Raw genomic sequence first — 21,323 nt, forward strand, 5'->3', positions numbered from 1 at the left:
GTGAGGTGAAGAACACCGGACGCCGATGGCTCCCCCCCCCATGGCGAAATGAAAGAAATGGAGAAGGGGAGCCATCCGGCCCCACCGGTGTTCCAGCCCCTGATCCGGCCCCCGTGACCCTTTCCGGCAGCCCTGTTGATCGCACCGCGCACGCACGCCTGGATGATCGGCTACCAGGGCGACCGGGGGCCTCGCCTGGGCGGTCCTGGTGGAGGACGCCGGCTCGCCTCAGCCGATCCGCGTCAGCTTCGCCCCGAGAGACGGCTCCCGAAGATCCGACCGCAGCGCCACCGGCACGCGCTGCGCCCCCGCGACACCGTCCAGCGTCAGCTCGCCGACCACGGTCCCGGCCCTCATCCCGCCGACGATGTCCGCACGGCCGTCGCGGAAGGTGAGCGTCAGCTTCTGACCCGGTATCCCGACCACCTTCAGGTCCCGCGTGGCCACCACCGGCGTACGGCCGCCGAGACCGTCGTCGACGTGTCCGACCACCTGGCCCTTCCGTATCGCCGTCGCCGAGGTGAGCGCCTCCCGGACCGCCCTGATGACCTTCTCGCTGTTGTCCTGCACCAGTTGGAGGCTGTTCGCTCCGTTGGGGTCCGGACCCGTGACGTGCTGGTCCATCATCGTGCCCAGGATCAGCCGGTCCTCGCCGTCCACCGTCTTGTACGCCGCCCAGGACAGCGTGCCCCCGGCGGGGGTGTTGGAGCCGGTCTTGATGCCTCTGACGCTCAGCCCGGGCTCGGTCAGCAGCGCGTTGTTGTTGTAGATGCGCCCGCCCCCGGGGATGTCGGCGTTGGCCATGGCGACGACCGCGCGGAAGGAGTCGGACTTCATGACCGCCTCGGCCAGTCTGAGCTGGTCGACGGCTGTGCTGACGGTTCCCTCGTCCAGGCCGCTGGGGTCGGTGTACGTGGTGTTCTTCATGCCGAGCGACCTGGCCGCCTCGTTCATCTTCCGGACGAACGCGGCCTCGTCCTTCGTGCCCGTGTCCCATCGGGCCAGCAGCCGGGCCACGTTGTTGCCCGACGGGATCATCAGCATCTTGAGCATGTCCTGGAGGTTGAACTTCTGCCCGACCCGCAGCCCCTCGATGCGCGACTCGTCCTTGGACTTGCCCTCCTGCACGGTCCGGGCGTCGACCGTGACACTCGGGCCCGGCTCGTCCCTCTTGAGGGGATGGTCGCGGAGCACCACGTACGCCGTCATGATCTTGGCGACGCTCGCTGTCGGGACGGGCTTCTGCTTCCCGAACGTCCCGATGGCGCCCGTGCCCGCGACCATGACCGCGGCCTGGCCCTTCTCCGGCCACGGCATGCTGAACGTGCCGCCGCCCACCGTGAACGACGCCGCGTTCGCGTCGATGACGAGTCTCGGCTCGGGCAACGGGCGGACCACCTGGACGACGAGCATGGCCAGCGCGAGGAGCGCCACGACGGGGGACCAGATCTTGACCCTGCGCAGGATCGTGCGGGCCGGAGTGTTCGGTGGCGGCGGCGTGTTGGTGAGCTGCGCGAGCAGGTCGATGGGTGAGGCGGGGGGCGGAGGCGAGGGCCGGGACTGCGTGGCAGGGGCCTGTGAGGCCGGGGCCTGCGAGGACTGACCTTTCGAGTCCCTCCCGTCCTGTCCGCCTTGCGCGTCCTGAGGGGCGGCCGGGGGAGCGGTCGGCTCGACGCGCGGCAGGTCCGCGACGCTGAGCGCCATCGTCCTGTCGGCCCCGGCCCCGGCCCCGGCCCCGGTGACGTCCTCCGGCGTCCGCAACGCGACCGTCCGCGTGCTCTCGGACGACTCCGAGGGCGCGTCCTTGCCGAGCTCCAGCTCGTCGGCGGGAGCCGGTTCGGAGTCTTCGGCCGGTGCAGGGTTGTCGTCTTCGGGGGCCGGTTCGGTGTTCTTGTCCGGCGTGGTGTCGTCGGTTGCGGGGGTGGTGTCTGTGAGGGCCGGCTCGGTGTCCTCGTCGGGCTTGGTCTCGTCGTCTTCGGCGGTCGCTTCGGCGTTTTGGGCCCGTGCCGTGTCGGTGTCATCGGCAGCCGGCTCGGTGGACTTGTCCGGTGCCGTGCTGTTGTCCTGGGTGGTTGCTTCGGCGTTCTCGTCGGGCGCCGCGTTGTCCTCGGCGTCCAAGGGCTCGTCGGCGTCGTCCTCGGCGTCCGGGGCCGGGGCTCCCGCGGGAGCGGCGCCCGTATCGACCTCGCCCGCCTCCACCGCCGGTTCACCGACAGCGTCCTTCGGCTCCTCCGGCGCGTCGGACTCCTCTCGCCCTTCAGCCTCCGCCGGCCCCTCAGACTCCTCCCGCTCCTCCGCCGCCGACTTCTCCGGCTTCTCCGACTCCTCCGCCTCGTCCGCCGGTTCCGCCCGCGTCGGCTCCGACGACGTCGGCTCTCCCGACGGCCGGCCGCTGTCCGTGGCGGTTGAACCCGGGCCCGGATCCCGTCCCGCGCCGGAGGATCCCGTCGGCGGGTCGTCCTCGTCGAGGACGCTGGTGTCGGGCGTTCGGTCCGCCATCGCTGTCTCCTTCGTGCGCGCTCGCGACACATGCGTCCCACAGGACGGGCGGACGGGCACGTCACGCGTCCTGACGCAGATGCCGGTGGTTTCGCCGGGAGATCCGCGGCCCCCCCAGGGGTCCGGTCGGCGATCGTCACGCGGCGGCGCGGCCAGCGTAACCGATCAGCGTTCGACGACGGTCGGCGAGCGCAGTCGGGTATGACCGGGAACTGACGTGGCGCCAGCGCGGCTACCGCGCCTCCGCCAACGTACGCGCGATGGACCCGATCGCCTCCGGTCCCACCCGGCAGCACCCCCCGATCAGCCGGGCCCCGGACGCCCGCCACGCCCGCACCTGCTCGGTGGCGAAGGAGGAACGGCCGTCCCAGGCACGGGTCTCGGCGTCCCAGGCCTCGCCGCTGTTGGGGTAGACGACGACGGGCTTGCCCGTGACGCGTACGGCGGTTTCGATGGCGCCGGCGACGTCGTGCGGGGCGCAGCAGTTCACGCCGACGGCGATCACCTCGTCGGCGTCGGCGGCCGGCGCGAAGGCGTCCTCCAGCGGCTGCCCGGCGCGCGTCCGGTCACCGGCGACGGAGTACGACAGCCAGGCCGGGACACCGAGCCCGCGCACCGCCCGCAGCAGCGCCTCGGCCTCGTCGGCGTCCGGGACCGTCTCCAGCGCCAGCACGTCGGGCCGGGCACCGGCCAGCACCTCCAGGCGGGGCCGGTGGAAGCGCTCCAGCTCGTCGACGCTGAGGCCGTACCGCCCCCGGTACTCGGAGCCGTCCGCCAGCATCGCCCCGTAGGGGCCGACGGACGCGGCGACCCACAGTGGCCGCGCGATGCCCTCGGCCCGTGCCTGCGACACGGCGTCGCGCGCCAGCTCCACGCTCAGGGCGAGGAGTTCGGCCGCCCGCTCGTGTCCGATCCCGCGTTTGGCGAAGCCCTCGAAGGTGGCCTGGTAACTGGACGTGATCGCCACGTCCGCCCCCGCCTCGAAGTACGCCAGATGCGCCTCGGTGATCGCCTCGGGCCGCTCGGCGAGCAGCCGCGCCGACCACAGCTCGTCGCTCAGGTCGTACCCCGCGGACTCCAGCTGGTTGGACATGCCACCGTCGAGCACGACGGTCCCGGCGGCGAGGGCTTCGGCGAGAGCGAGGGTGCTGGTCATGAGGGAGACGGTAGTCGAGGCGGGGCGGCACTCCGCCATCCGCGACAGCTACGGCCCGGGTGGTCGGGCCGCCCTGGTGACTACAGGGCCTGGGAGCCCGCCAGCCACGCCAGCAGGCGGCCCCGCGACCAGCAGCGGCCGACGGCCTCGGCGCGCAGAGTCGAATGGTCGAACACCGCCAGACCGATGATGCTGTGGCCCGAGGCGCGGCGATCGCCGAGTGTCGGTATCGTCGGCGCGACTCCGACCCCCTCCGCCGACACCCACGCCACCGCCCGCCCGCCCGGCCGCCGCTTCGTCGAGGCGGTTCAGGAAGCGCAGGCGGCTCTCGGGTGGGAAGTGCGACAGCGCCCACGTCGTGGTGACGACAGGCAGGGCGTCCGCGGGCACACGGGCGACGGCGTCGGGCAGGACGTCGACGGCGTCACCTCGCAACAGCAGCGGAGGGGACGTCGCCGCCAGCGCCAGCTCCGCTTCGAGCCTCGCGATCTGTTCCGGCTGATCCGGCCAGACGCAGGCGCGCAACCATCGGGCCTCGTCCGCGTCGGTCACGTCGACCGGATCGAGGTCGACGCCGACCCGGGCGACGACCTCGGGCATCGCCCGCGTCGGGACGGGCCGGTCTCCCACGATCGAAGACGACGATCGCACGGGAGACGACGGGTCGCCCAGCGACTGTCCGTTGCTGTAGGTGATGCCGACGCGATCGACATTGAGGTTGAGCCCGGCCGAACACCCCACGTCGATCAGCCCGACCGCGTGCGCGCCCACCCGGTGCGCCGCCTCGGCGACGGCCGGATACAGCACGCCGTGGCGTCCGGTCTCGTTGGTCCGCGTCCGCCGGCGCACGGCGATGTCCACGACCGAGTCGGTCATGCGCAGCAGTGTGTCGATCGCCGCGCCGGCGGCGGCGGCGCCGTCCGCCGCGGCATAGGCCGCGGCGAGCGCCGGGGCGCGTCCGGCCAGGGCGAGGTCGTGCAGCGCGGCGAGGATCACCGTGGGGTGCCGCTTGCGGGCCGGCGCCGCCTCGATGGCGCGCAGCGCCTCGGCGGACTCACTCAGGGCGACGGCGCCGCGCTTGTACAGCGGCGATGTCTCGGCGGCATCGACCTCGCCGAAGTGCCGGTACCTCTGAGCGAGTGTGCGGCCCCTGCCCGCGGGCACGGCGCTTTCTGCGGTCGGTCTCGGCATTCCGGTAATTCTAGCGAGGGGTTGGGTCGTCGGCCTGTTCGTGGTGGGTCGTCATGACACGACCCCGGGCACGCACGCCGTCCTCGCGGCCGGCCCTGGGGAGGGGCAGCCCTACCCCCGCGCCGCGTGCCGCCCTCCCGGGCGCCCGCCCCGGCCCGGTCCGCGCCCCCGTCCCCGCCCCCGGCCCAGCCTCGTCGCCGGTGCCGCCAGCCCGACGAGCAGCCCCGCGGCCAGGACGTACGGCCACCAGCCGAGTCCGCTGCTCGCGTTGCTCGCGGTGGGGGTGCCGGGGGAGGTGAGCGTGCCCGCGGCCGTGCGGGGGCTGTCGGCGGCGGGGGACGGGCTCGGGGTGACGGCGGTCAGGACGACGTCGTTGCCGTCGCCGCCCCGGTAGCTGATCCGGTACGTGGTGTCGTTCAGCTGAAGCCTCTCGCCCTCCTCCAGGCCCGTGAAGGTGCCGGTCGTCCTGGACCGCCCCTTGTGCTCCAGGACGGTGATCTTCTCGGCGGCGGGCTCGGTCGCGGTCGCGACGGACGCGAGGTCCAGGTCGCCGGCCAGGCGGACCGTGCCCGTCACCGTCAAGGGGCCCTCCCGCAGGACCAGTTCGCCCTCCGCCGACTGCGTGTAGTTCCCGGCGACGGTCAGACCGCTCGCCACCACACCGTCGTTCGTCACCGCGCCCTTCACGGTGCCGTTGCCGGTCAGCGCCGTGGCCACCCGCAGTCCCGAAGCCCCCGCGTCCAGGCGGGACTTGGCCGATGTCAGCCGGATCGCCCTGCTGCGGGCGAGCGTCGCGCCGTCGCGCAGCGCCAGCGTGCCCTTCTTGACGGTGGTCGTGCCGGTGTACGTCACCGCGCTCCCCGTCAGCGTCGTCGGCGCGGCACCCGCCTGCGTGAGCGACCCGCTGCCGCTGATCCGGGACAGGGACAGGGCCTTGCTCGTGTTGTTCAGCACCAGCGAGCCGTTGTTGACGACCTTGTAGTGGTCGCCCCGCGTGTAGAGCCCGCCGTCGCCGCCGGACCTGCCGTTGCCGAGCCGCAGCACGGCGCCCTTCTCGACGGTCGTCGAGCCGTCGTAGTACTGGACGGCGGCGAAGGTGACGTCATTGCCCTTCGTCCCCTTGACGACGATGTCCCCGGCGCCGGGCGCGGCGAGCGTGTCGTGGAACCTGCCGCCGCCGATGGGGGCGCCCAGCGTCACGGGGCCGTTGTAGTCGAACGTGAGGCGGGAACGGGAGCGCGCCGCCAGCAGGTTGATGTAGACCGTCTCCGCCGTGCCGGGCATGAAGATCTTGTTCGTCGTCCCGTCGCCCCACTGGACGTCGGCGCCCTTGATGTTGGTGCCGCGCTTGTTGACGTTCTTCCGCGCGGGCGTCCAGTTCAGGGACGGGTCGCTGAGTGAGGGGTTGGCGTCCCCGCCCCGGTCCGACCAGCTGTACTGCCCGGTCAGGACGACCTTGCCGCCCGGCCGGGACTGGACGTTGATGTCGCTGCCGTACTCGCGCTGGTAGAAGTCCATTCCCATGGTGACGGTCCGCCCCAGCGGGGTGTCCACGGTCCAGGTGCCCTGGTTGAGGACCTTGCGGACGTCGGGCAGCGAGGTGGCGTACTCGGGCCGTCCGGCGTTCGTCTGGGTGCCGTTGTCGATCACCCCGGAGAAGGAGTGGGTGCCCGCCAGGTCCCAGGTGCCCCAGAGGAACCGGGGCTGGGTGATCAGCCCGGAGCCGCTGATCGTGCCGAGGTTGTAGGCGCTCGTGAGGGACAGGCGCAGGGTGCCGTCGACCCGGATGTTGTTCTGGTTGAGCCGGAACGCCGGGGTGCCGTACGGGAAGTGGCCGATCAGTCCGGTCGTACCGCCGTTGCCGTACTGGAGAGTCGCCCCGCGTTCGACCGTGACGGCGGGCGGGTCCGGGTCGGTCGTGGTGACGTACGGGTGGTTGCCGCCCTGGATCCGCACGCGCTGCCGCTGCCGGGACGCGGGCAGCGTGAAGTCGCTGTCCTCGGTGAGCACGAGGGTTCCGCGGCCGCGCACGGTGAGCGTGCCCTCGCCCCGGAACACGCCGTCGTACGTCGTCGTCCCGGGCGGCACCGTGACGACCGTGTCGCCGCTGAGCGTCACGTCCCGGTCGGCGAGCACGTCGGCGGTGACGTCCCGGGCGTCGGCGGCCACCGCCGGGGGAGCGGTGACCAGGGAAGCGACCGCCGCGAGGACGCCCGCGGCCGCTGCTGTGGTGTGGGTGAGGCTGCGCACATGACCGGAGACACGATCCGAGGGCGGCCGATAACAGAAAAAACGGCGGCTGCCGAGCCGGTGCCGTGCCGTGTGCGCGAGGACGGGTACCGGCGTCCTTCCAGGGCCGGTCCGCGTTCATACCGTCAGACCCGTTGACCTCCTCGTGTCTCCCCCTTACCTTTTCGGCGTTCGTAATGACAGATGGCGTTCGAAATGCCGGACGGCCGACATGTCGAACGACGCATCAGACAACGCCGTGTGTCCCCCAGTGAGAGGCAGGCCCCTCCGCATGAGCCGCGACCGCGACCACGCTCTGCCCCAACCCCCCAGCCGCAGACTGCTGCTGATGGGCGCCGCAGCCGCCGGTGCCCTGGCCGCCGTCCCCGCCCTCCCCGGCGCCGCCGAAGCCGCCACCGCCCCCGCGACGGCGACTTCTTCCAAGCGGCCGAGGCCGGCCCCCTACGTCAACCCGCTCGTCCGCAACCGCGCCGACCCGCACATCCACCGGCACAAGGACGGCTTCTACTACTTCACCGCCACCGCCCCCGAGTACGACCGCATCATCCTGCGCCGCTCCCGCACCCTGAACGGCCTCGGTACGGCGGACGAGTCCGTCATCTGGCGTGCCCACCCCACCGGCGACATGGGCGCGCACATCTGGGCGCCCGAACTGCACCGCATCGGCGGCAAGTGGTACATCTACTTCGCCTCCGCGCCCGCCGAGGACGTGTGGGCCATCCGCATATGGGTGCTGGAGAACGCCCACCCCAACCCGTTCAAGGGCACCTGGGTGGAGAAGGGCCAGGTCAAGACGGCCTGGGAGACCTTCTCCCTGGACGCCACCACCTTCACCCACCGCGGCAAGCGCTACCTCGCCTGGGCGCAGCACGAGCCCGGCATGGACAACAACACCGGCCTCTTCCTGTCCGAGATGGCGAACCCGTGGACTCTGAAGGGCCCTCAGGTCCGGCTCAGCACCCCCGAGTACGACTGGGAGTGCATCGGCTTCAAGGTCAACGAGGGCCCGTACGTCCTCAAGCGCAACGGCCGCCTGTTCATGACGTACTCGGCCAGCGCCACCGACCACAACTACTGCATGGGTCTGCTGACCGCCGACGCCGACAGCCACCTCCTGGACCCCATGAGCTGGACCAAGTCGCCGACCCCGGTCTTCACCAGCAACGACACCACCAAGCAGTACGGCCCCGGCCACAACTGCTTCACGGTCGCCGAGGACGGCCGCACCGACGTCCTCGTCTACCACGCCCGCCAGTACAAGGAGATCAACGGCGACCCGCTGAACGACCCCAACCGGCACACCCGCGTCCAGAAGCTCGGCTGGAAGGCCGACGGCACGCCCGACTTCGGCATCCCGGTCGCCGACACGGCCAAGGAAGGTGCCTGAGATGAGACGCGCGCAGGCGATCCTTCTCGCCCTGTGCCTCGGCCTGTTCGGCGCCCTCGTCACCGCCGGCCCCGCCCAGGCCGTACCGCAGACCCTCACCAACGGCACGCAGTTCAGGGACATTTCGGGCAACCCCCTGCACGCGCACGGCGGCGGCGTCATCAAGGTGGGCTCCTACTACTACTGGTTCGGTGAGCACCGCAACGCCGACAACACCTTCCGGTACGTCGACGCCTACCGCTCGACCGACCTGAAGAACTGGGAGTTCCGCAACCACGTCCTGACCGAGGCCGGCGACCCGGAGCTCGCCACCGCCAACATCGAGCGGCCGAAGGTCATGTACAACGCGGCCACCGGCAAGTTCGTGATGTGGATGCACAAGGAGAACGGCACCGACTACAGCGAGGCCCGCGCGGCCGTCGCCGTCTCCGACACCGTCGACGGCGACTACACCTGGAAGGGCAGCTTCCGCCCGCTCGGCCAGCACATGTCCCGCGACATCACGGTCTTCGTCGACACCGACGGCGCCGGTTACATGATCTCCGCCGCCCGCGAGAACTACGACCTCCAGATCTACCGCCTCACCGCCGACTACACCGGCATCGCGCGCCTGGTCGCCAACCCGTGGCCGGGCGGCCACCGCGAGGCCCCGGCCCTGTTCAAGCGGAACGGCGTGTACTTCATGCTGACCTCGGGCGCCACGGGCTGGAGCCCCAACCAGCAGCAGTACGCCACGGCCACGAACATCGCCGGCCCCTGGTCCGCCATGAAGAACATCGGCGACTCGACCACGTTCGGCTCCCAGACCGCCTACGTCCTGCCCGTACAGGGCGGTTCGGGTACCTCGTACCTCTACATGGGCGACCGCTGGGGCAACTCCTTCGGCGGGACCGTCAACGACTCCCGGTACGTGTGGCTGCCGCTGACCTTCTCCAACTCGACCACGATGGCCATGTCCTGGTCGCCGGAGGTCACCATCGACACGGCCGCCGGGACGATCAGCGGCACGAGCGCCACGTACAACACGCTGATCGCCCGCCACTCCTCCAAGTGCGCCGACGTGACCGGTCAGTCGCTCTGGCAGGGCGCCCAGATCAAGCAGTACGACTGCAACGGCGGCAACAACCAGAAGTTCTGGTTCAAGTCCGTCGGCGGCGGCTACCACCAGCTGATGGTCAGGAACAGCAGCCTGTGCGTGCAGGAGAACGCGAGCACGGTCTCGCAGGAGAACTGCAACGCCTCCGCGACCAACCAGCAGTGGTCGGTCACCACCACGGGCTCCTACGTCACCGTCAGGTCCCGCGCCACCGGCGAGTGCCTGGACGTGAACGGCGCGTCCACCGCCGACTCCGCCACGATCATCACGTACACCTGCAACGGAGGAACCAACCAGCAGTGGACGCGCGGCACCTGACGTCGTGCCGGCCCAGGTCTCAGGCGAGCAGGTCGATCGCGTCGATCGCCGTGCCGGCGCTGAGATAACCCGTCGCCCCCGAACCGCTCACCACGTCGATCCTGAGCACGTTGTACTGGCCGGTGTCCGTCTTCCAGGCGGACGCCGGCACGCTGTACGTGAACGTGTGGTTGTTGCCCCGGTAGGAACCGTTGGTCAGCGACCGGGTGTTGGGCTGGCTGGGCGGGGCGGGGACGGCCGACGTCCAGGTGTCGTTGACCGTGACCTGGGGGCGGCCGTTGGCGTACGCCGTCGTCACGCCGATCCGCAGGGTGTGCGCGGCCGCCGCCTGGGCCGCCGTCAGCTTGAAGTACACGAGGATCCCGCTGTTGACGTCCTTCCAGAGGTAGCAGGGGAAGGACGCCGTCTCGTTGTTGCCGACCACCACGTTGCCGGTCCAGGAGGCGGCCCGGACGTCGGACGGATGCGCGTACGTCATCAGGTCGGCGTTCTTGAAGCCGCTCGGGGTGCCGTCCCAGTCGCCGATGCGCCAGATGGCGGTGGCGTTGCCCGGGTCGTCGGAGGACGGGACGGCGATCGTGTTGAGGGCGGTCGTGCCACCGGCCGTGACCGTCACCGAGGTGGTGTACACGGCGAGTTCACCCTTGTAGACGGTGAGGGTGTACGTCCCCGGCAGCACGCCCCCGATCGAGAAGTAGCCGTCCGACGACCGCGCCGAACCCCAGTACTGCGCCGACGGGTTGGCGAGCCCCACGGTGTACGGGTACGCCGTGTTCCGCCCGGAGATCCCGACCCCGGCCACCCGGCCGCGCCCGCTCGCGCCGACGTACCCCGGGATGCCGAGCGAGTCCGCCCACGGAGTGGTGAGCGTGCCCGGGAACAGCGACGAGGAGGGTGCCGCACCGTCCGTGAGGGCGATGACGTACGGGCCCTGGAGGCCGAAGCGCTGGGCCTCGGTCTGGTTCTGGCCGTAGTACAGGATCTCGTACAGGCCGCCGCCGTCCGCGCTCTGGTGCCGCAGCAGCGAACGGTAGAACGGGCCGCCGGACGCCTTCTCGTGGTTGCTGCGCACGATCCACAGTCCGACGCCGCCGGTCCTCCAGCCGATGTAGTCGTAGTCCATGACCCGCAGCTTCGCGTAGTGCTTCGAGCGGGTCTGGCCGTCGGACTTCCGGAAGACGTCCGAGGCCTCGATGGCGGTGGGCGCGTACGTGTAGGAGTCGGGCTCGTCGTTGCGGAACAGGCCCTTCCGCACGCGGAGGATGTAGCGGGTCGCGGAGACCGACGTATCGGCCTTGTCCGTCCACAGGTAGATGTTGTTCTCGCCGCTGCGGGCCGCGTAGTAGTGCCGCAGCGTGCCGTACGCGACCGAGATCAGGATCGTCGAACCCGACTGCCGGATGCTCACCGTGGAGGTGCCGAGGCCGGACTCGATGTGCGAGTTCATGCCGCCGTAGCCCTGGTACTCCGTGCCGCGGTGGACGAGCGAGGTCAGGTCGCCGTTGGACTTGCTGACCTTGAAGACGAGGTGGGCGCCGGTGTCGACGACGTAGTTGGAGCCGTCGTCACGCCAGCCGAAGGCGGCGGCCGACGCCGGGCCGGCGAGCGGTCCGGCGACGGCGGCGCAACCGGCGGCGGCCGCGGTGCCGAGCACGAAGGTACGGCGTCGGACCGGTCTGTTCGCGGATCCGGACATGGGGGTGCCTCCTTCGGGAGGTGGGGGGTGCGGTGAGAGTGAGGGTGACAGTTGAATCGATTTCGCGAAAGGGCTTTCACGGCGAGGAAGTTGACAGTTTTATGAAATGGCCGCGAGGACTAGAAAGCGCTTGCCAGCCGCGGTACGGTCCAGCGCCAGACCTTGTCGCCCTGTGGAGGAGCCGCGAATGAGACGTTTCAACCTCGCCGTGCTGGCGGCGGTGACGCTGAGCACCGGTCTGGCGGCCGTACCGGCCCACGCGTACGGCGGGCAACGGCCCCTCGGCATCGAGAACTGCACCGCCGGCGCCTGCCACTTCGACGTCCCGCCGGGCACGTACGACGTCAAGGTCCTCCTCGGCGGCGACGCCGCGTCCAGCACCCGCGTCACCGGCGAGGCCCGCCGCTCCCTGCTCCCGGAGACGGCGGCGCCCGCGGGTGAGCGCGTCGCCCGCAGCTTCACCGTGAACGTCCGCACCCCCGAGGGAGAGCCCACCGGCGCCGCCGGAAGCCCGGGCCTCGACCTCGTCCTCGGCGGTTCGGCCCCCGCCCTCGCCGACATCAAGGTCACCCCGGCCCGGCACGCCCGCCAGATCTTCCTGGTCGGCGACTCCACCGTCTGCGACCAGCCCGGCGACCCGTACTCCGGCTGGGGTCAGCGACTCCCGCAGTACCTCGCCAAGGGCCTGTCCGTAGCCAACTACGCCGACTCCGGCGAGAGCACGGTCAGCTACCTCGCCGACTCCCGCCTCTGGGGCACCGTCCAGCCGCTGATCCGCCCCGGCGACCTGGTCCTGATCCAGCTCGCCCACAACGACAAGACGACCGACGAGGCGACCTACCGCGCCAACCTCGAGACACTGGTGACCGGTGTCCGCGCGAAGGGCGGCGAGCCGGTCCTGGTCACCCCGATCGTGCGCCGCTGGTTCAACGCCGACGGCACGCTCGACAACGGCACGGCCCTGCTGGTGAACGGCCTGGGCGTGGACCACCCGGCGGTCGTCCGCTCGGTCGCCGCCGCCCAGGACGTCCCGCTGATCGACCTGACGGCGAAGACGAAGGCGCTGGTGGAGTCCCTGGGCGTCGAGGCGTCCAAGGCGCTGTACCTCTACAACGAGAAGCGGGACAACACCCACACCTCGGTGCACGGCGCCACGGTGTATGCGGGCCTGGTCCGTGACGAACTCGTCGCCCGGCATCTGGTGCCTGAGGGCCGGGTGCGGGTGGGATGAACCCCTGGGGCGTCCCGACCGGAACCGGGGCGCCCCAGGTCTGAACCGAGCCGGCGAGAAAGAGAACCGATGCACGTGCCTCCCGAAGACCCCACCCTGAGCCCGCGCACCGGCTACACCCGCGCCCACTGGGAGGCGGCCGCCGACGCCCTGCTCGCCGCCGTGGAGCCGTACGCCACCGGGGACCGCGCCCTGTACCACTTCCCCGGCGACCGCGAGAGCTGGTCGGGCCGCCTCTCCGACGGCCTGGAGGGTTACGCCCGTACGCTCCTCCTGGCGGCCTTCCGCCGGGACGAGACGGCGTTGGAGCGCTATGCCGACGGACTCGCGGCCGGCGTCTCGGGCGTCTGGCCCCGCATCGAGGACCGCGGCCAGCCCCTGGTCGAGGCCGCCTCGATCGCGCTCGCCCTGCGGCTGACCCGGCCCCTGCTGTGGGACCGGCTGGACGACGCGGTACGGCAGCGGGCGGCGGACTGGCTCGCGGACGCCGTGACCGCCGAAGCCTGGCCCTGCAACTGGGAGCTGTTCCCGGTGACGGTCGGCGGCTTCCTCCAGGAGGTCGGCCACGAGGCCGAGGAGTCCCGCAAGGCGATCGACCGGGGCCTGGAACGCATCGAGGACTGGTACGTCGGGGGCGGCTGGTACACGGACGGCGACGGCCGCAAGTTCGACTACTACAACGGCTGGGCGATGCACCTCTACCCGGTGCTGCACGCCTGGCTGGCACAGGACGAACGGCTGCTGGACCTGTACGGCGGCCGGCTCTCCCGGCACCTGGAGGACTACGCCCGCCTGTTCGGCGGCGACGGCGCCCCCCTGCGCCAGGGCCGCTCCCTGACCTACCGGTTCGCGACCACGGCCCCCTTGTGGCTCGGCGCCCTCACGGGCCGTACACCGCTGTCGCCCGGGGAGACGAGGCGGCTGGCCTCCGGCGCGCTGAAGTACTTCCTGGAGCGCGGCGCGGTGGACGCGAACGGCCTGCTCACCCTCGGCTGGCACGGCCCCGACGCGGCGGTCCTGCAAGGCTATTCGGGCCCCGCGTCCCCGTACTGGGCGAGCAAGGGCTTCCTCGGCCTGCTCCTCCCGGCGGAGCACGAGGTGTGGACGGCGGCGGAGGAACCCGCCCCGGCCGAGCGTGCGGACGCCGTCACCCCGATCGCCGCCCCCAACTGGCTCGTGCAGTCGACGAGTTCGGACGGCCTGGTCCGCCTCCACAACCACGGCAGCGAGGACGTCCGCTACGACCCGTACTACACGCGGCTCGCCTACTCGACGGTGACGGCGCCCTCGCCGGCGTACGACAACAGCGTCATCGTCGGCGACGATCCGAGCCGAACGGACATCGTGCCGCTCGGCGTGGGGGAGGGCTGGGCGGCCTCGCGGCACTCGGTGGGTGAAGGGGTCCGGGTCACGAGTGCGGTGGTGGTCGAGGGCGCGGTGGAGGTCCGCGTCCATCGGGTCGTGGGCGCGGCCCCTGGGACGGCCGTGCGGGTCACGGGATGGGCGGGGGGTGACGGCGTCCACGCCGAACTCGCCCCCGCCTTCGGTCTGTCGGGGGACGAGGAGCTGACGGGGGTCACGGCCGACGGGCCCACGGTGTTCGTCGCCCTCGCCCGCCTCACGGCCGAGACCGACCCCGCACCGCTTCACGAGTCGGCGCACGTGCACGTGGCGGAGGGCGGCGAGATCCACGTCCGCTGGAGCACGGGGCGCGAGGTGCGTGTCCGGCCGGCGGGGGAGGGCGTCGAGGTGGACGTCAGGGCGTCAGCGGGGAGGTCCGCGGGGTCGTAGACGTGAGCGAGGGCGAGAGCGCACCGGGGTCACACTTCGGCCGCTGCCGAAACGATGTCCGCCTACCGTTCGGGACATGACCGAAACCGTGCCCGAGCTCCCCGCCGAAGCCGTCACCGCCGGGTTCGCCGACCTCCACCACGGCGACGAACCCCTCCTCCTCCCCAACGCCTGGGACCACGCCTCGGCGAGGGCGCTCGCCGCCCAGGGCTTCCGCGCGATCGGCACGACGAGCCTCGGTGTCGCCGCGGCCGCCGGTCTGCCCGACGGGACGTCGGCCACCCGCGACGAGACACTCCGGCGCGCGCTCGCCCTCGGCTCGGAGTCGTTCCTTCTCTCCGTCGACGCGGAGGACGGCTACAGCGAAGGCCCGGAAGAGGTAGGGGAGTTCGCCCGGGAACTGGCGGCGGTCGGAGCCGTGGGCATCAACCTGGAGGACCGGCTCGGCTCCTCCGCGCTGCATGCCGCGAAGATCGCCGCGGTCAAGTCGGCGGCACCGGGCCTCTTCGTCAACGCCCGCACGGACACGTACTGGCTGGGCGACGGTGAGGGGACCACGGCCCGCCTCGACACCTACCGACAGGCGGGCGCCGACGGTGTGTTCGTCCCCGGGCTCACCGATCCCGGCGACATCGCCGCCCTGGTGAAGCGTCTCGACGTCCCCCTCAACATCCTCTACACCCCGACCGGCCCCACCGTCCCCCACCTCGCCGACCTCGGCGTACGGCGTGTCAGCCTCGGCTCGCTGCTCTACCGGCGGGCGCTGGGCGCGGCGCTGGAGGCGGTCGCGGAGATCCGGGCGGGCCGGACACCGCGGGGCGCCACCCCGTCGTACGGTGAAGTGGACGCGCTCAGCCGACGGGGCGACCCGACTCACAGCGACGGGCCGTAGGCCCCTGTTAGGCTTGACGCTTTCGCGGGTACCAAACCCTTTGGACTCATCACCGGCGAGGGACCGAGGAACCATGACCATGGACATCCCCGGCGACAGGCGACTGGCGGCCGCCGTCGTGATGGACGACAAGCAGCGTGTGCTCCTGGTGCGGCGCAGCGAGAAGGAGCGCTTCCTGCCCCGGGTGTGGGGTGTTCCCTGCGGGAAGCTGGAGCCCGGTGAGAGCCCCGAGGACGGCGCCCTGCGGGAGCTGAAGGAGGAGACCGGGCTGCTCGGCGAGGTCGTCCGCAAGGTCGGCGAGTCGTCCTTCCTCAGTGACTACCGCGGGCACGAGATCAAGAACTGGCAGGAGAACTTCCTGGTCAGGCCACTGACCATGGCGATCACCCTGCCCGAGCCCGACCAGGACTCCGCCTGGCTCGCCCCGGCCGAGCTGACGACCGTCGACATCGACGCCTACAACCTCGACATCGTGCGGCAGGTCTTCACCGGGCCCTGAGCCGCTCCGCCAGTTCACTGAGCGCACCCAGATAGTCCGGCACCTGAAGCGGCACCTTCGCCACCGCGCCCGGATGCGGGCCCGCCGTCGTGAACACATCGGTGTGGCGCCGCCGCCCGACGCCCGTCTCCAGGAACAGCGTCACCGTCGGCACGTCCGTGTCGCACCAGGCCCGGTGCAGGGTGTGCGCCGGCAGGGCGTACGAACTGCCCGCCGCGTACTGCCCCACATGCGTCAGCCGCAGCCGCGCGGCACCGGCCGGCTCCAGCACCCAGTCCGCCGAACCCCCGGCCAGCGACTCCTCGTACCGGGTCGCCGCGATCCCGTCCGCACCGTCGTCGCCGTCCACGGTCTCGTACAACTCCATGGCCAGTCGCCCCCGGACGACGTAGGAGGCCAGCGGCGAACGGTGGTTGTGGATGTCCTCCTCGCCGATCGCGCCCGCGCCCGGATGCCACACGTGCGCGCGCAGCATATGGCGTGGGCCGCCGTCGATCAGCAACAGCTTGTCGAAGCCGAGGACATGGCGGTACGACAGCCGCGCACAACCCTGCGGATCGCCCTCGCCGGAGGCGAGTTCGGCGATCAGCTCCAGCAGCCGGTCCGGAGCGCTCAGTTCGGTGACGGCGGAGCGTGCCGCGGCGGCCAGTTCGTGCGCGGGCAGTTCACCGTCCAGCGCCCCGGCCAGCAACCGCCGCGCCGCCAGGACCTGCCGACCACCCATGCACTCACCCTCCGACAACCGTTCGTCCCGTCCGGGTTCAGCCAACCGGCTGGTACATCCATACGGCATGCGCGCGCAGCGCCGACAGCCCCTGATAGGTCATCCACATCGGCCGCCGCAGGTCGGGGCTGTCGCCCCGTCCCCAGAACCAGATGCCGTCCGCCTGCCCCGCCCACACCGCGGCCATGGCCCCCTCCAGCCGCACCCGCCACTCCTCCTCCAGCCCGTCGGCGCGGGCCACCTCCAGGGCGCCCGGGGAGAGCAGGGCGCGGGCCAGCCAGGAGGCGGTGAAGTGCCGTACGTTCAGCACCTCGTGGCGGGAGGGTTCGTCCGTGCGGGGCCGACGCACCTCCTCGTGCAGGTTCCGCAGGTCCGCGCAGCTGTCGTGCGCCGCCTCCGGGCAGGTCAGCAGCCAGCGGACACCGTCCTCGCGGGCGGTACGCGCGCCGGTGCTCTCGCCCAGGGCGCGGGCGGCCCGGTCGAGGGCGACGACCGCCTGCGCGGTGTGCAGCGGGGACGGCGGGCCGTGCGGTGGGTCGAGACGGTAGCCCCAGCAGCGCCGGTGGTCGCGCTGCGGGTCGCTGATCGCGCCGTCCGCGAGGGCCTCGCGCAGCACGGGCAGGACCTCGCAGCGGGGCGCGGCACGCAGCAGCCCGCGCAGCACGGTCGTCACGACATGGGTCGACTCCCGCCCGGAGCGGTCGAGTTGACGCGTGAAGCCGCTCGTGCACCGGTCCACCTCGGCGGCCAGCCGCTCGCCGGACGCGCCCGCCCGGGCCAGCGCGCCCAGCACCAGCGCGGTCACCTCCGGGCGGGCCTCGGACCCCTGCGACCGCGCCGACCAGCCGCCGTCGGGGAGCCGCAGCCGCCACAGGGTGTCCACCAGGTCACCGGTGCTCAGCCGTCCGTCGGGGACGCCCAGGTCGAGCATGATGTGCAGGCCGTACGCGGTGCCGACGGGCGTGGGGCGCGGCGAGTCCTCACCGAGGGAGTGCGGCCAGCCGGTGAGCCGTCCGCACTCCGGGTCGTCCACGACGGACACCTGGTCGACGAGGGTGCCGTACGCGGAGGAGAAGACCTGGGGCAGCGGGCCGGGCGCCCCCGGTGCCATGGCGGCGGGCCCCACGGCGAGGCCCTGCGCGGGATCGGCGGCCGCCGCCCGGGCCCGCAGCAGCGCCGCCGCGAGCCAGGCCGCGACGGAGGTGCCGAGCCCGCTGACCCCGGCGATCAGGTACCGGGCGGCCGAACCCTCGATGGAGCCCGGCAGCACACTGAACAGGAACTGGAACACGCCGTACCCGGCGGCCACACACCCGAGGCCCCCGAGCCAGCCGACGAAGCGCGCCGGAGGCGAGCCGTCCGAGGGCTCCTCGTCGGGGGCGGGAGGCGGGGTGGGGCGGGGCTGACGGGACCTCAACGGGCCGCGTCCGAGCTGCTGTTGGGACAAGACGCGCTCCCTCCCCCGTGGTGGCGGCGTGTGACCTCCGCGAAGCTTCCAGTCTAAGTGGTCAGCGTGGCGGCTGGGGCGGCCGCCGGTCGTGCCGATCGCGTGGCCAGTTCACGAGCGCCGTGTGCAGGGCGTCGATGGCGCGCTCCCAGGACGCCCGTACCTCGCGGGGGGCGCCGAAGGCCCCGGTCGACTCCAGGGCGCAGTAGCCGTGGAAGGTGCTGCGCAGCAGGCGGACGGCGTCGGTGAGGTCGGGTTCGTCGAGGCCGTAGGCGCGGAGCATGCCGTAGGTGATCTCGGCGGTGCGGCGCATGGCGGGGGAGTCGGCGACGAGGCTCTGGTCGACGCGGATCTGGGTCGCCGCGTAGCGGCCCGGGTGCTGCAAGGCGTAGTCCCGATAGGCGTCCGCGAAGGCGGCGAGCGCGTCCTTGCCGGCGCGGCCGGCGACGGCGGCGGCGATCCGGTCGATCATCTCGCCGCCGGCCAGCAGGGCGACCCGAGTCCGCAGGTCCTGGAGATTCCTGACGTGCGAGTACAGGCTCGCGTCCTTCACCCCGAAGTGCCGGGCCAGCGCGGACAGGCTGACGTTCTCGAACCCGACCTCGTCGGCGAGCTCGGCGGCGGCCGCGGCGAGGCGGTCGGCGGTGAGTCCTGCGCGGCCCATCGGGGTGACCTCCCACTACGGAAAACCTAGGGTGACTAGGCAGGATGCTAGTGCCTTGGCCCTGGCGGGGCTGGTGATTCGCGGTGCTGGGCACGGTCGTTCCGGCGCGCAGGGCCGGGCGGCTGGCGATCGCGGAGGTGTTGCGGAGCGAGTGAGGGGGCGCCTGTTCGGGACTACGGTTGCTCCGCATGAGCCTCACAGAGATCGAGATCACCGAGGAACTGGTCCGGGGCCTGCTGCGGGACCAGCATCCCGACCTCGCCGACCGCCCCCTGAAGCTGGGTGCGCGCGGCTGGGACAACCAGTTGTGGCGGCTCGGCGACGACCTCGCCGTCCGCTTGCCCTGGGCGACCCTGTCCGCGGACGCGCTCCTGCGCAAGGAGCACGCCTGGCTGCCCGGCCTGGCCCCGCGCCTGCCGCTGCCGGTCCCGGTCCCGCAGCGCCTCGGCGAGCCCTCGGAGCGGTTTCCGCGGCCCTGGATCGTCACCACCTGGGTGCCCGGCTCACCCGCCGACCGGGCACCCGTCACCCGCGGCGCGGAGGCGGCCGACACCCTGGCGGCCTTCCTGACGGCCCTTCACCGCCCCGCCCCCGAGGGGGCGCCCGCCGGCCGTGACCGCGGGGGGCCGCTGGCCGAGCACACCAAGGGGTTCGCCGAAGGACTGGCCTCCGCGGTCGAGTTGGGCCTGATCCCCGACCCGGATGCCGTCCGCGCGGTCTGGGAGGACGCCGTCGCCGCACCCGAGTGGGAGGGGCCGGCTCTGTGGCTGCACGGCGACCTGCATCCGGCCAACGTCCTCACCGCGGACGGCACCTTCTGCGGCGTGATCGACTTCGGCGACCTCTTCGCGGGCGATCCGGCCTGCGATCTCGCCGCCTCCTGGTCATTGCTGCCGGACGGCGCCGCCGACCGCTTGCACGCCGCCTACCGGCCGACCCCGGACGCCGCGACCTTGCGCCGCGCCCGCGGCTGGGCCGTGCGGCAGGCGCTCGGCGGCATCCTCATCGGAGAGGCGGGCGTGCGCGGGCGCCCCGGAGGCAAGCGCACCTGGGGCCCACCGGCCCACGCAGCTCTGCGCCGCCTCACCGCGACGCCCCTCGTGTGACGGTGCCGAAGCATCCCGCACACGAGGGGCCGTTCGCCCGGGGGCTCAGCCGATCGGCGCGTACAGCACGCCCAGCTTGTCGACCTCGTTCCCCGCGCGGCCCGTGAACCCGACGATCTGCCAGCCGGGCGGTGCCGTGAAGGTCTTCGTGCTCGTGGTGGCGGTACCGGCGGACAGCGTGCGGCCCTTGTCCGTCGTGAACGAGGCCGAGAAGATCCGGGTACGGCCGTCCTTCTGACCCTGACTCAACTTGACGGCGGTGAGGTGTTCGCCGGAGGCCAGGGTCAGGGACGTGGCGGTGCCGCCCGTGCTGCCGTGGGTGAGGGTCGTGCCGCCGTCGTGGGTGAGGGACACCGCGTCCAGGCGGGAGCCGCCGCGCAGGGTCAGGGTGCGCGGGGACACCGACGCGGGCAGGTCGTCGGCGTCGTTGAACGCCGTGCCGTGCGGGCCGCCGAAGAAGTCGCTCGCCCGCAGGGACGGGTTCAGCGTGTACGAGAAGTCGACCGTGTGCGGGAAGTGGTCGGAGAGGTGCTTGCCGTCGTCGCGGAGGAACTTCGCCCAGTCGTTGTTGTAGCGGGTCGCGTTCAGGGTCAGCAGGTCGCTGCCGCGGTAGAGGACCTTGTCGACGACCTCGCAGTCGTTGGTCGGGGCGGCCGCGTCGCACACCAGCGCGTCGCTGCCGGCCGCCGGGGGCGTGCCGCCCTTGACCAGCCGGACCCAGGCGTCCGTGAGACCGTTCTCGCCGACCAGCGTGCGGATGTTGTCACCCGTGCGCGTGTAGCGGGTGTTGGTGTCGCCCATGACGATCACCGCGTTGCCGGACGAGTTGGCCTGGATGAAGTCCGACAGCTGCTCGATGTTGGCGCGGCGGGCGGCGAGCGCGGCGTCGTCGGCGTCCGCGTTGGTGTGGACGTTGTACAGGTCCAGGAACACACCCTCGGCGAGCCGTACCCGGGCGAGCGAGAAGCCCTTCGGGGTCAGGCAGTTGGTGCCGGTGCAGTTGTTCCACTTCACCCGCTGGAAGTCCTCGAAGGAGTGGTCCGAGAGGGTGTTGAGGCCGTCACCGAAGCCGGCCCCGCCGCTGGTCGCCGTGCGGTACGGGTGCTTGTCGTTGGCGTAGAGGGAGGCGTGGTAGTTGAAGTCCTCCTGGACGTTCACCATGTCGTACGGCCCGAGCCGCTGCCCGATCAGCGGGGTGTTGGCCTCGGGATCGCTGTCGCCCAGGCCGAGGGGGAGGCCCGCGATGTTGTACGTCAGCACGTTGAAGGTGCCCGAGTCCGCGGCGGTGGCGGTCGGCGCGGGCACGGCGGCGAGGCCGGTCACGGCCAGTACGGCGGCGGTGAGGGCGCCGGTCAGTCTTCTCATGGGGTCCTGTC

The 21,323-nt window shown here is 72.0% G+C and carries 16 protein-coding genes and 1 pseudogene; 7 read left to right on the forward strand and 10 right to left on the reverse strand.

The window, feature by feature from the left end; genetic code table 11:
* Positions 1–228: 228 nt before the first annotated feature.
* The 5 genes and pseudogenes from ABZ078_RS13265 to ABZ078_RS13285 form a co-directional block, all read right to left on the reverse strand.
* Positions 229–2,499: a serine hydrolase gene (locus tag ABZ078_RS13265; protein WP_356574657.1), complete on the reverse strand. Its 2,271-nt coding sequence runs from the start codon at positions 2,497–2,499 to the stop codon at positions 229–231.
* 232 nt (positions 2,500–2,731) lie between these two features.
* Positions 2,732–3,655 carry a homocysteine S-methyltransferase gene (gene mmuM / locus ABZ078_RS13270; RefSeq protein WP_356574659.1) on the reverse strand — a complete coding sequence of 308 codons (924 nt, stop codon included), beginning with the start codon at positions 3,653–3,655 and terminating at the stop codon, positions 2,732–2,734.
* Positions 3,656–3,735: 80 nt separating this feature from the next.
* Entirely contained in the window at positions 3,736–3,927 is a 192-nt protein-coding gene (locus ABZ078_RS13275) for a hypothetical protein (RefSeq protein WP_356574777.1), read from the reverse strand.
* 16 nt (positions 3,928–3,943) lie between these two features.
* A pseudogene (locus ABZ078_RS13280) lies at positions 3,944–4,846 on the reverse strand (DUF2332 domain-containing protein); the annotation flags it as partial.
* 111 nt (positions 4,847–4,957) lie between these two features.
* Positions 4,958–7,096, reverse strand: coding sequence for an autotransporter (locus ABZ078_RS13285; protein ID WP_356574661.1), 2,139 nt, complete (start codon positions 7,094–7,096; stop codon positions 4,958–4,960).
* 271 nt (positions 7,097–7,367) lie between these two features.
* On the opposite strand from ABZ078_RS13285, the gene ABZ078_RS13290 reads away from it, so the two are divergent.
* The gene (locus tag ABZ078_RS13290; RefSeq protein ID WP_356574663.1) at positions 7,368–8,483 is read left to right on the forward strand and encodes a glycoside hydrolase family 43 protein; all 1,116 of its coding nucleotides are present in this window, start codon (positions 7,368–7,370) and stop codon (positions 8,481–8,483) included.
* A gap of 1 nt (position 8,484) precedes the next feature.
* Entirely contained in the window at positions 8,485–9,897 is a 1,413-nt protein-coding gene (locus ABZ078_RS13295; RefSeq protein WP_356574664.1) for an RICIN domain-containing protein, read from the forward strand.
* Positions 9,898–9,916: 19 nt separating this feature from the next.
* Here the strand turns inward: ABZ078_RS13295 and ABZ078_RS13300 are convergent, their stop codons facing one another.
* The gene (locus tag ABZ078_RS13300) at positions 9,917–11,593 is read right to left on the reverse strand and encodes a rhamnogalacturonan lyase B N-terminal domain-containing protein (RefSeq protein ID WP_356574666.1); all 1,677 of its coding nucleotides are present in this window, start codon (positions 11,591–11,593) and stop codon (positions 9,917–9,919) included.
* 187 nt (positions 11,594–11,780) lie between these two features.
* Between ABZ078_RS13300 and ABZ078_RS13305 the strand changes: the two genes are divergently transcribed.
* The 4 genes from ABZ078_RS13305 to ABZ078_RS13320 all read left to right on the forward strand — a co-directional run bounded on the left by ABZ078_RS13305 (position 11,781) and on the right by ABZ078_RS13320 (position 16,006).
* Positions 11,781–12,824: a rhamnogalacturonan acetylesterase gene (locus ABZ078_RS13305; protein ID WP_356574668.1), complete on the forward strand. Its 1,044-nt coding sequence runs from the start codon at positions 11,781–11,783 to the stop codon at positions 12,822–12,824.
* A 69-nt stretch (positions 12,825–12,893) separates the two neighbouring features.
* Positions 12,894–14,615: a DUF2264 domain-containing protein gene (locus ABZ078_RS13310; protein WP_356574670.1), complete on the forward strand. Its 1,722-nt coding sequence runs from the start codon at positions 12,894–12,896 to the stop codon at positions 14,613–14,615.
* A gap of 76 nt (positions 14,616–14,691) precedes the next feature.
* Complete coding sequence (locus ABZ078_RS13315) at positions 14,692–15,507, forward strand: isocitrate lyase/phosphoenolpyruvate mutase family protein (RefSeq protein ID WP_356574671.1); 816 nt, start codon at positions 14,692–14,694, stop codon at positions 15,505–15,507.
* A 79-nt stretch (positions 15,508–15,586) separates the two neighbouring features.
* Positions 15,587–16,006: an NUDIX hydrolase gene (locus tag ABZ078_RS13320; RefSeq protein ID WP_356574779.1), complete on the forward strand. Its 420-nt coding sequence runs from the start codon at positions 15,587–15,589 to the stop codon at positions 16,004–16,006.
* On the opposite strand, the gene ABZ078_RS13325 is transcribed toward ABZ078_RS13320, so the two are convergent.
* From ABZ078_RS13325 to ABZ078_RS13335, 3 genes are all read right to left on the reverse strand, one after another.
* Entirely contained in the window at positions 15,993–16,730 is a 738-nt protein-coding gene (locus ABZ078_RS13325; protein ID WP_356574673.1) for a hypothetical protein, read from the reverse strand. The genes ABZ078_RS13320 and ABZ078_RS13325 overlap by 14 nt on opposite strands.
* Positions 16,731–16,767: 37 nt before the next feature.
* A complete protein-coding gene (locus ABZ078_RS13330; RefSeq protein WP_356574675.1) occupies positions 16,768–18,177 on the reverse strand; it encodes a hypothetical protein in 1,410 nt (469 codons plus the stop codon).
* 61 nt (positions 18,178–18,238) lie between these two features.
* Entirely contained in the window at positions 18,239–18,841 is a 603-nt protein-coding gene (locus tag ABZ078_RS13335) for a TetR-like C-terminal domain-containing protein (protein WP_356574677.1), read from the reverse strand.
* Positions 18,842–19,029: 188 nt separating this feature from the next.
* On the opposite strand from ABZ078_RS13335, the gene ABZ078_RS13340 reads away from it, so the two are divergent.
* Positions 19,030–19,947, forward strand: coding sequence for an aminoglycoside phosphotransferase family protein (locus tag ABZ078_RS13340; RefSeq protein WP_356574679.1), 918 nt, complete (start codon positions 19,030–19,032; stop codon positions 19,945–19,947).
* A 45-nt stretch (positions 19,948–19,992) separates the two neighbouring features.
* Here the strand turns inward: ABZ078_RS13340 and ABZ078_RS13345 are convergent, their stop codons facing one another.
* A complete protein-coding gene (locus ABZ078_RS13345; RefSeq protein WP_356574680.1) occupies positions 19,993–21,312 on the reverse strand; it encodes a jacalin-like lectin in 1,320 nt (439 codons plus the stop codon).
* Between the last annotated feature and the right edge of the window lie 11 nt (positions 21,313–21,323).

This window comes from Streptomyces sp. NPDC006385, from assembly GCF_040612485.1.
Lineage (GTDB): Bacteria > Actinomycetota > Actinomycetes > Streptomycetales > Streptomycetaceae > Streptomyces.

What these genes read in the sequence shown, in the direction of transcription:
- ABZ078_RS13265 (WP_356574657.1), bottom strand. Translation starts at nt 2,499, where the DNA reads ATGGCGGACCGAACGCCCGACACCAGCGTCCTCGACGAGGACGACCCG.
- mmuM (WP_356574659.1), bottom strand. Translation starts at nt 3,655, where the DNA reads ATGACCAGCACCCTCGCTCTCGCCGAAGCCCTCGCCGCCGGGACCGTC.
- ABZ078_RS13340 (WP_356574679.1), top strand. Translation starts at nt 19,030, where the DNA reads ATGAGCCTCACAGAGATCGAGATCACCGAGGAACTGGTCCGGGGCCTG.
- ABZ078_RS13345 (WP_356574680.1), bottom strand. Translation starts at nt 21,312, where the DNA reads ATGAGAAGACTGACCGGCGCCCTCACCGCCGCCGTACTGGCCGTGACC.
- ABZ078_RS13320 (WP_356574779.1), top strand. Translation starts at nt 15,587, where the DNA reads ATGGACATCCCCGGCGACAGGCGACTGGCGGCCGCCGTCGTGATGGAC.
- ABZ078_RS13315 (WP_356574671.1), top strand. Translation starts at nt 14,692, where the DNA reads ATGACCGAAACCGTGCCCGAGCTCCCCGCCGAAGCCGTCACCGCCGGG.
- ABZ078_RS13305 (WP_356574668.1), top strand. Translation starts at nt 11,781, where the DNA reads ATGAGACGTTTCAACCTCGCCGTGCTGGCGGCGGTGACGCTGAGCACC.
- ABZ078_RS13325 (WP_356574673.1), bottom strand. Translation starts at nt 16,730, where the DNA reads ATGGGTGGTCGGCAGGTCCTGGCGGCGCGGCGGTTGCTGGCCGGGGCG.
- ABZ078_RS13290 (WP_356574663.1), top strand. Translation starts at nt 7,368, where the DNA reads ATGAGCCGCGACCGCGACCACGCTCTGCCCCAACCCCCCAGCCGCAGA.
- ABZ078_RS13300 (WP_356574666.1), bottom strand. Translation starts at nt 11,593, where the DNA reads ATGTCCGGATCCGCGAACAGACCGGTCCGACGCCGTACCTTCGTGCTC.
- ABZ078_RS13295 (WP_356574664.1), top strand. Translation starts at nt 8,485, where the DNA reads ATGAGACGCGCGCAGGCGATCCTTCTCGCCCTGTGCCTCGGCCTGTTC.
- ABZ078_RS13310 (WP_356574670.1), top strand. Translation starts at nt 12,894, where the DNA reads ATGCACGTGCCTCCCGAAGACCCCACCCTGAGCCCGCGCACCGGCTAC.
- ABZ078_RS13335 (WP_356574677.1), bottom strand. Translation starts at nt 18,841, where the DNA reads ATGGGCCGCGCAGGACTCACCGCCGACCGCCTCGCCGCGGCCGCCGCC.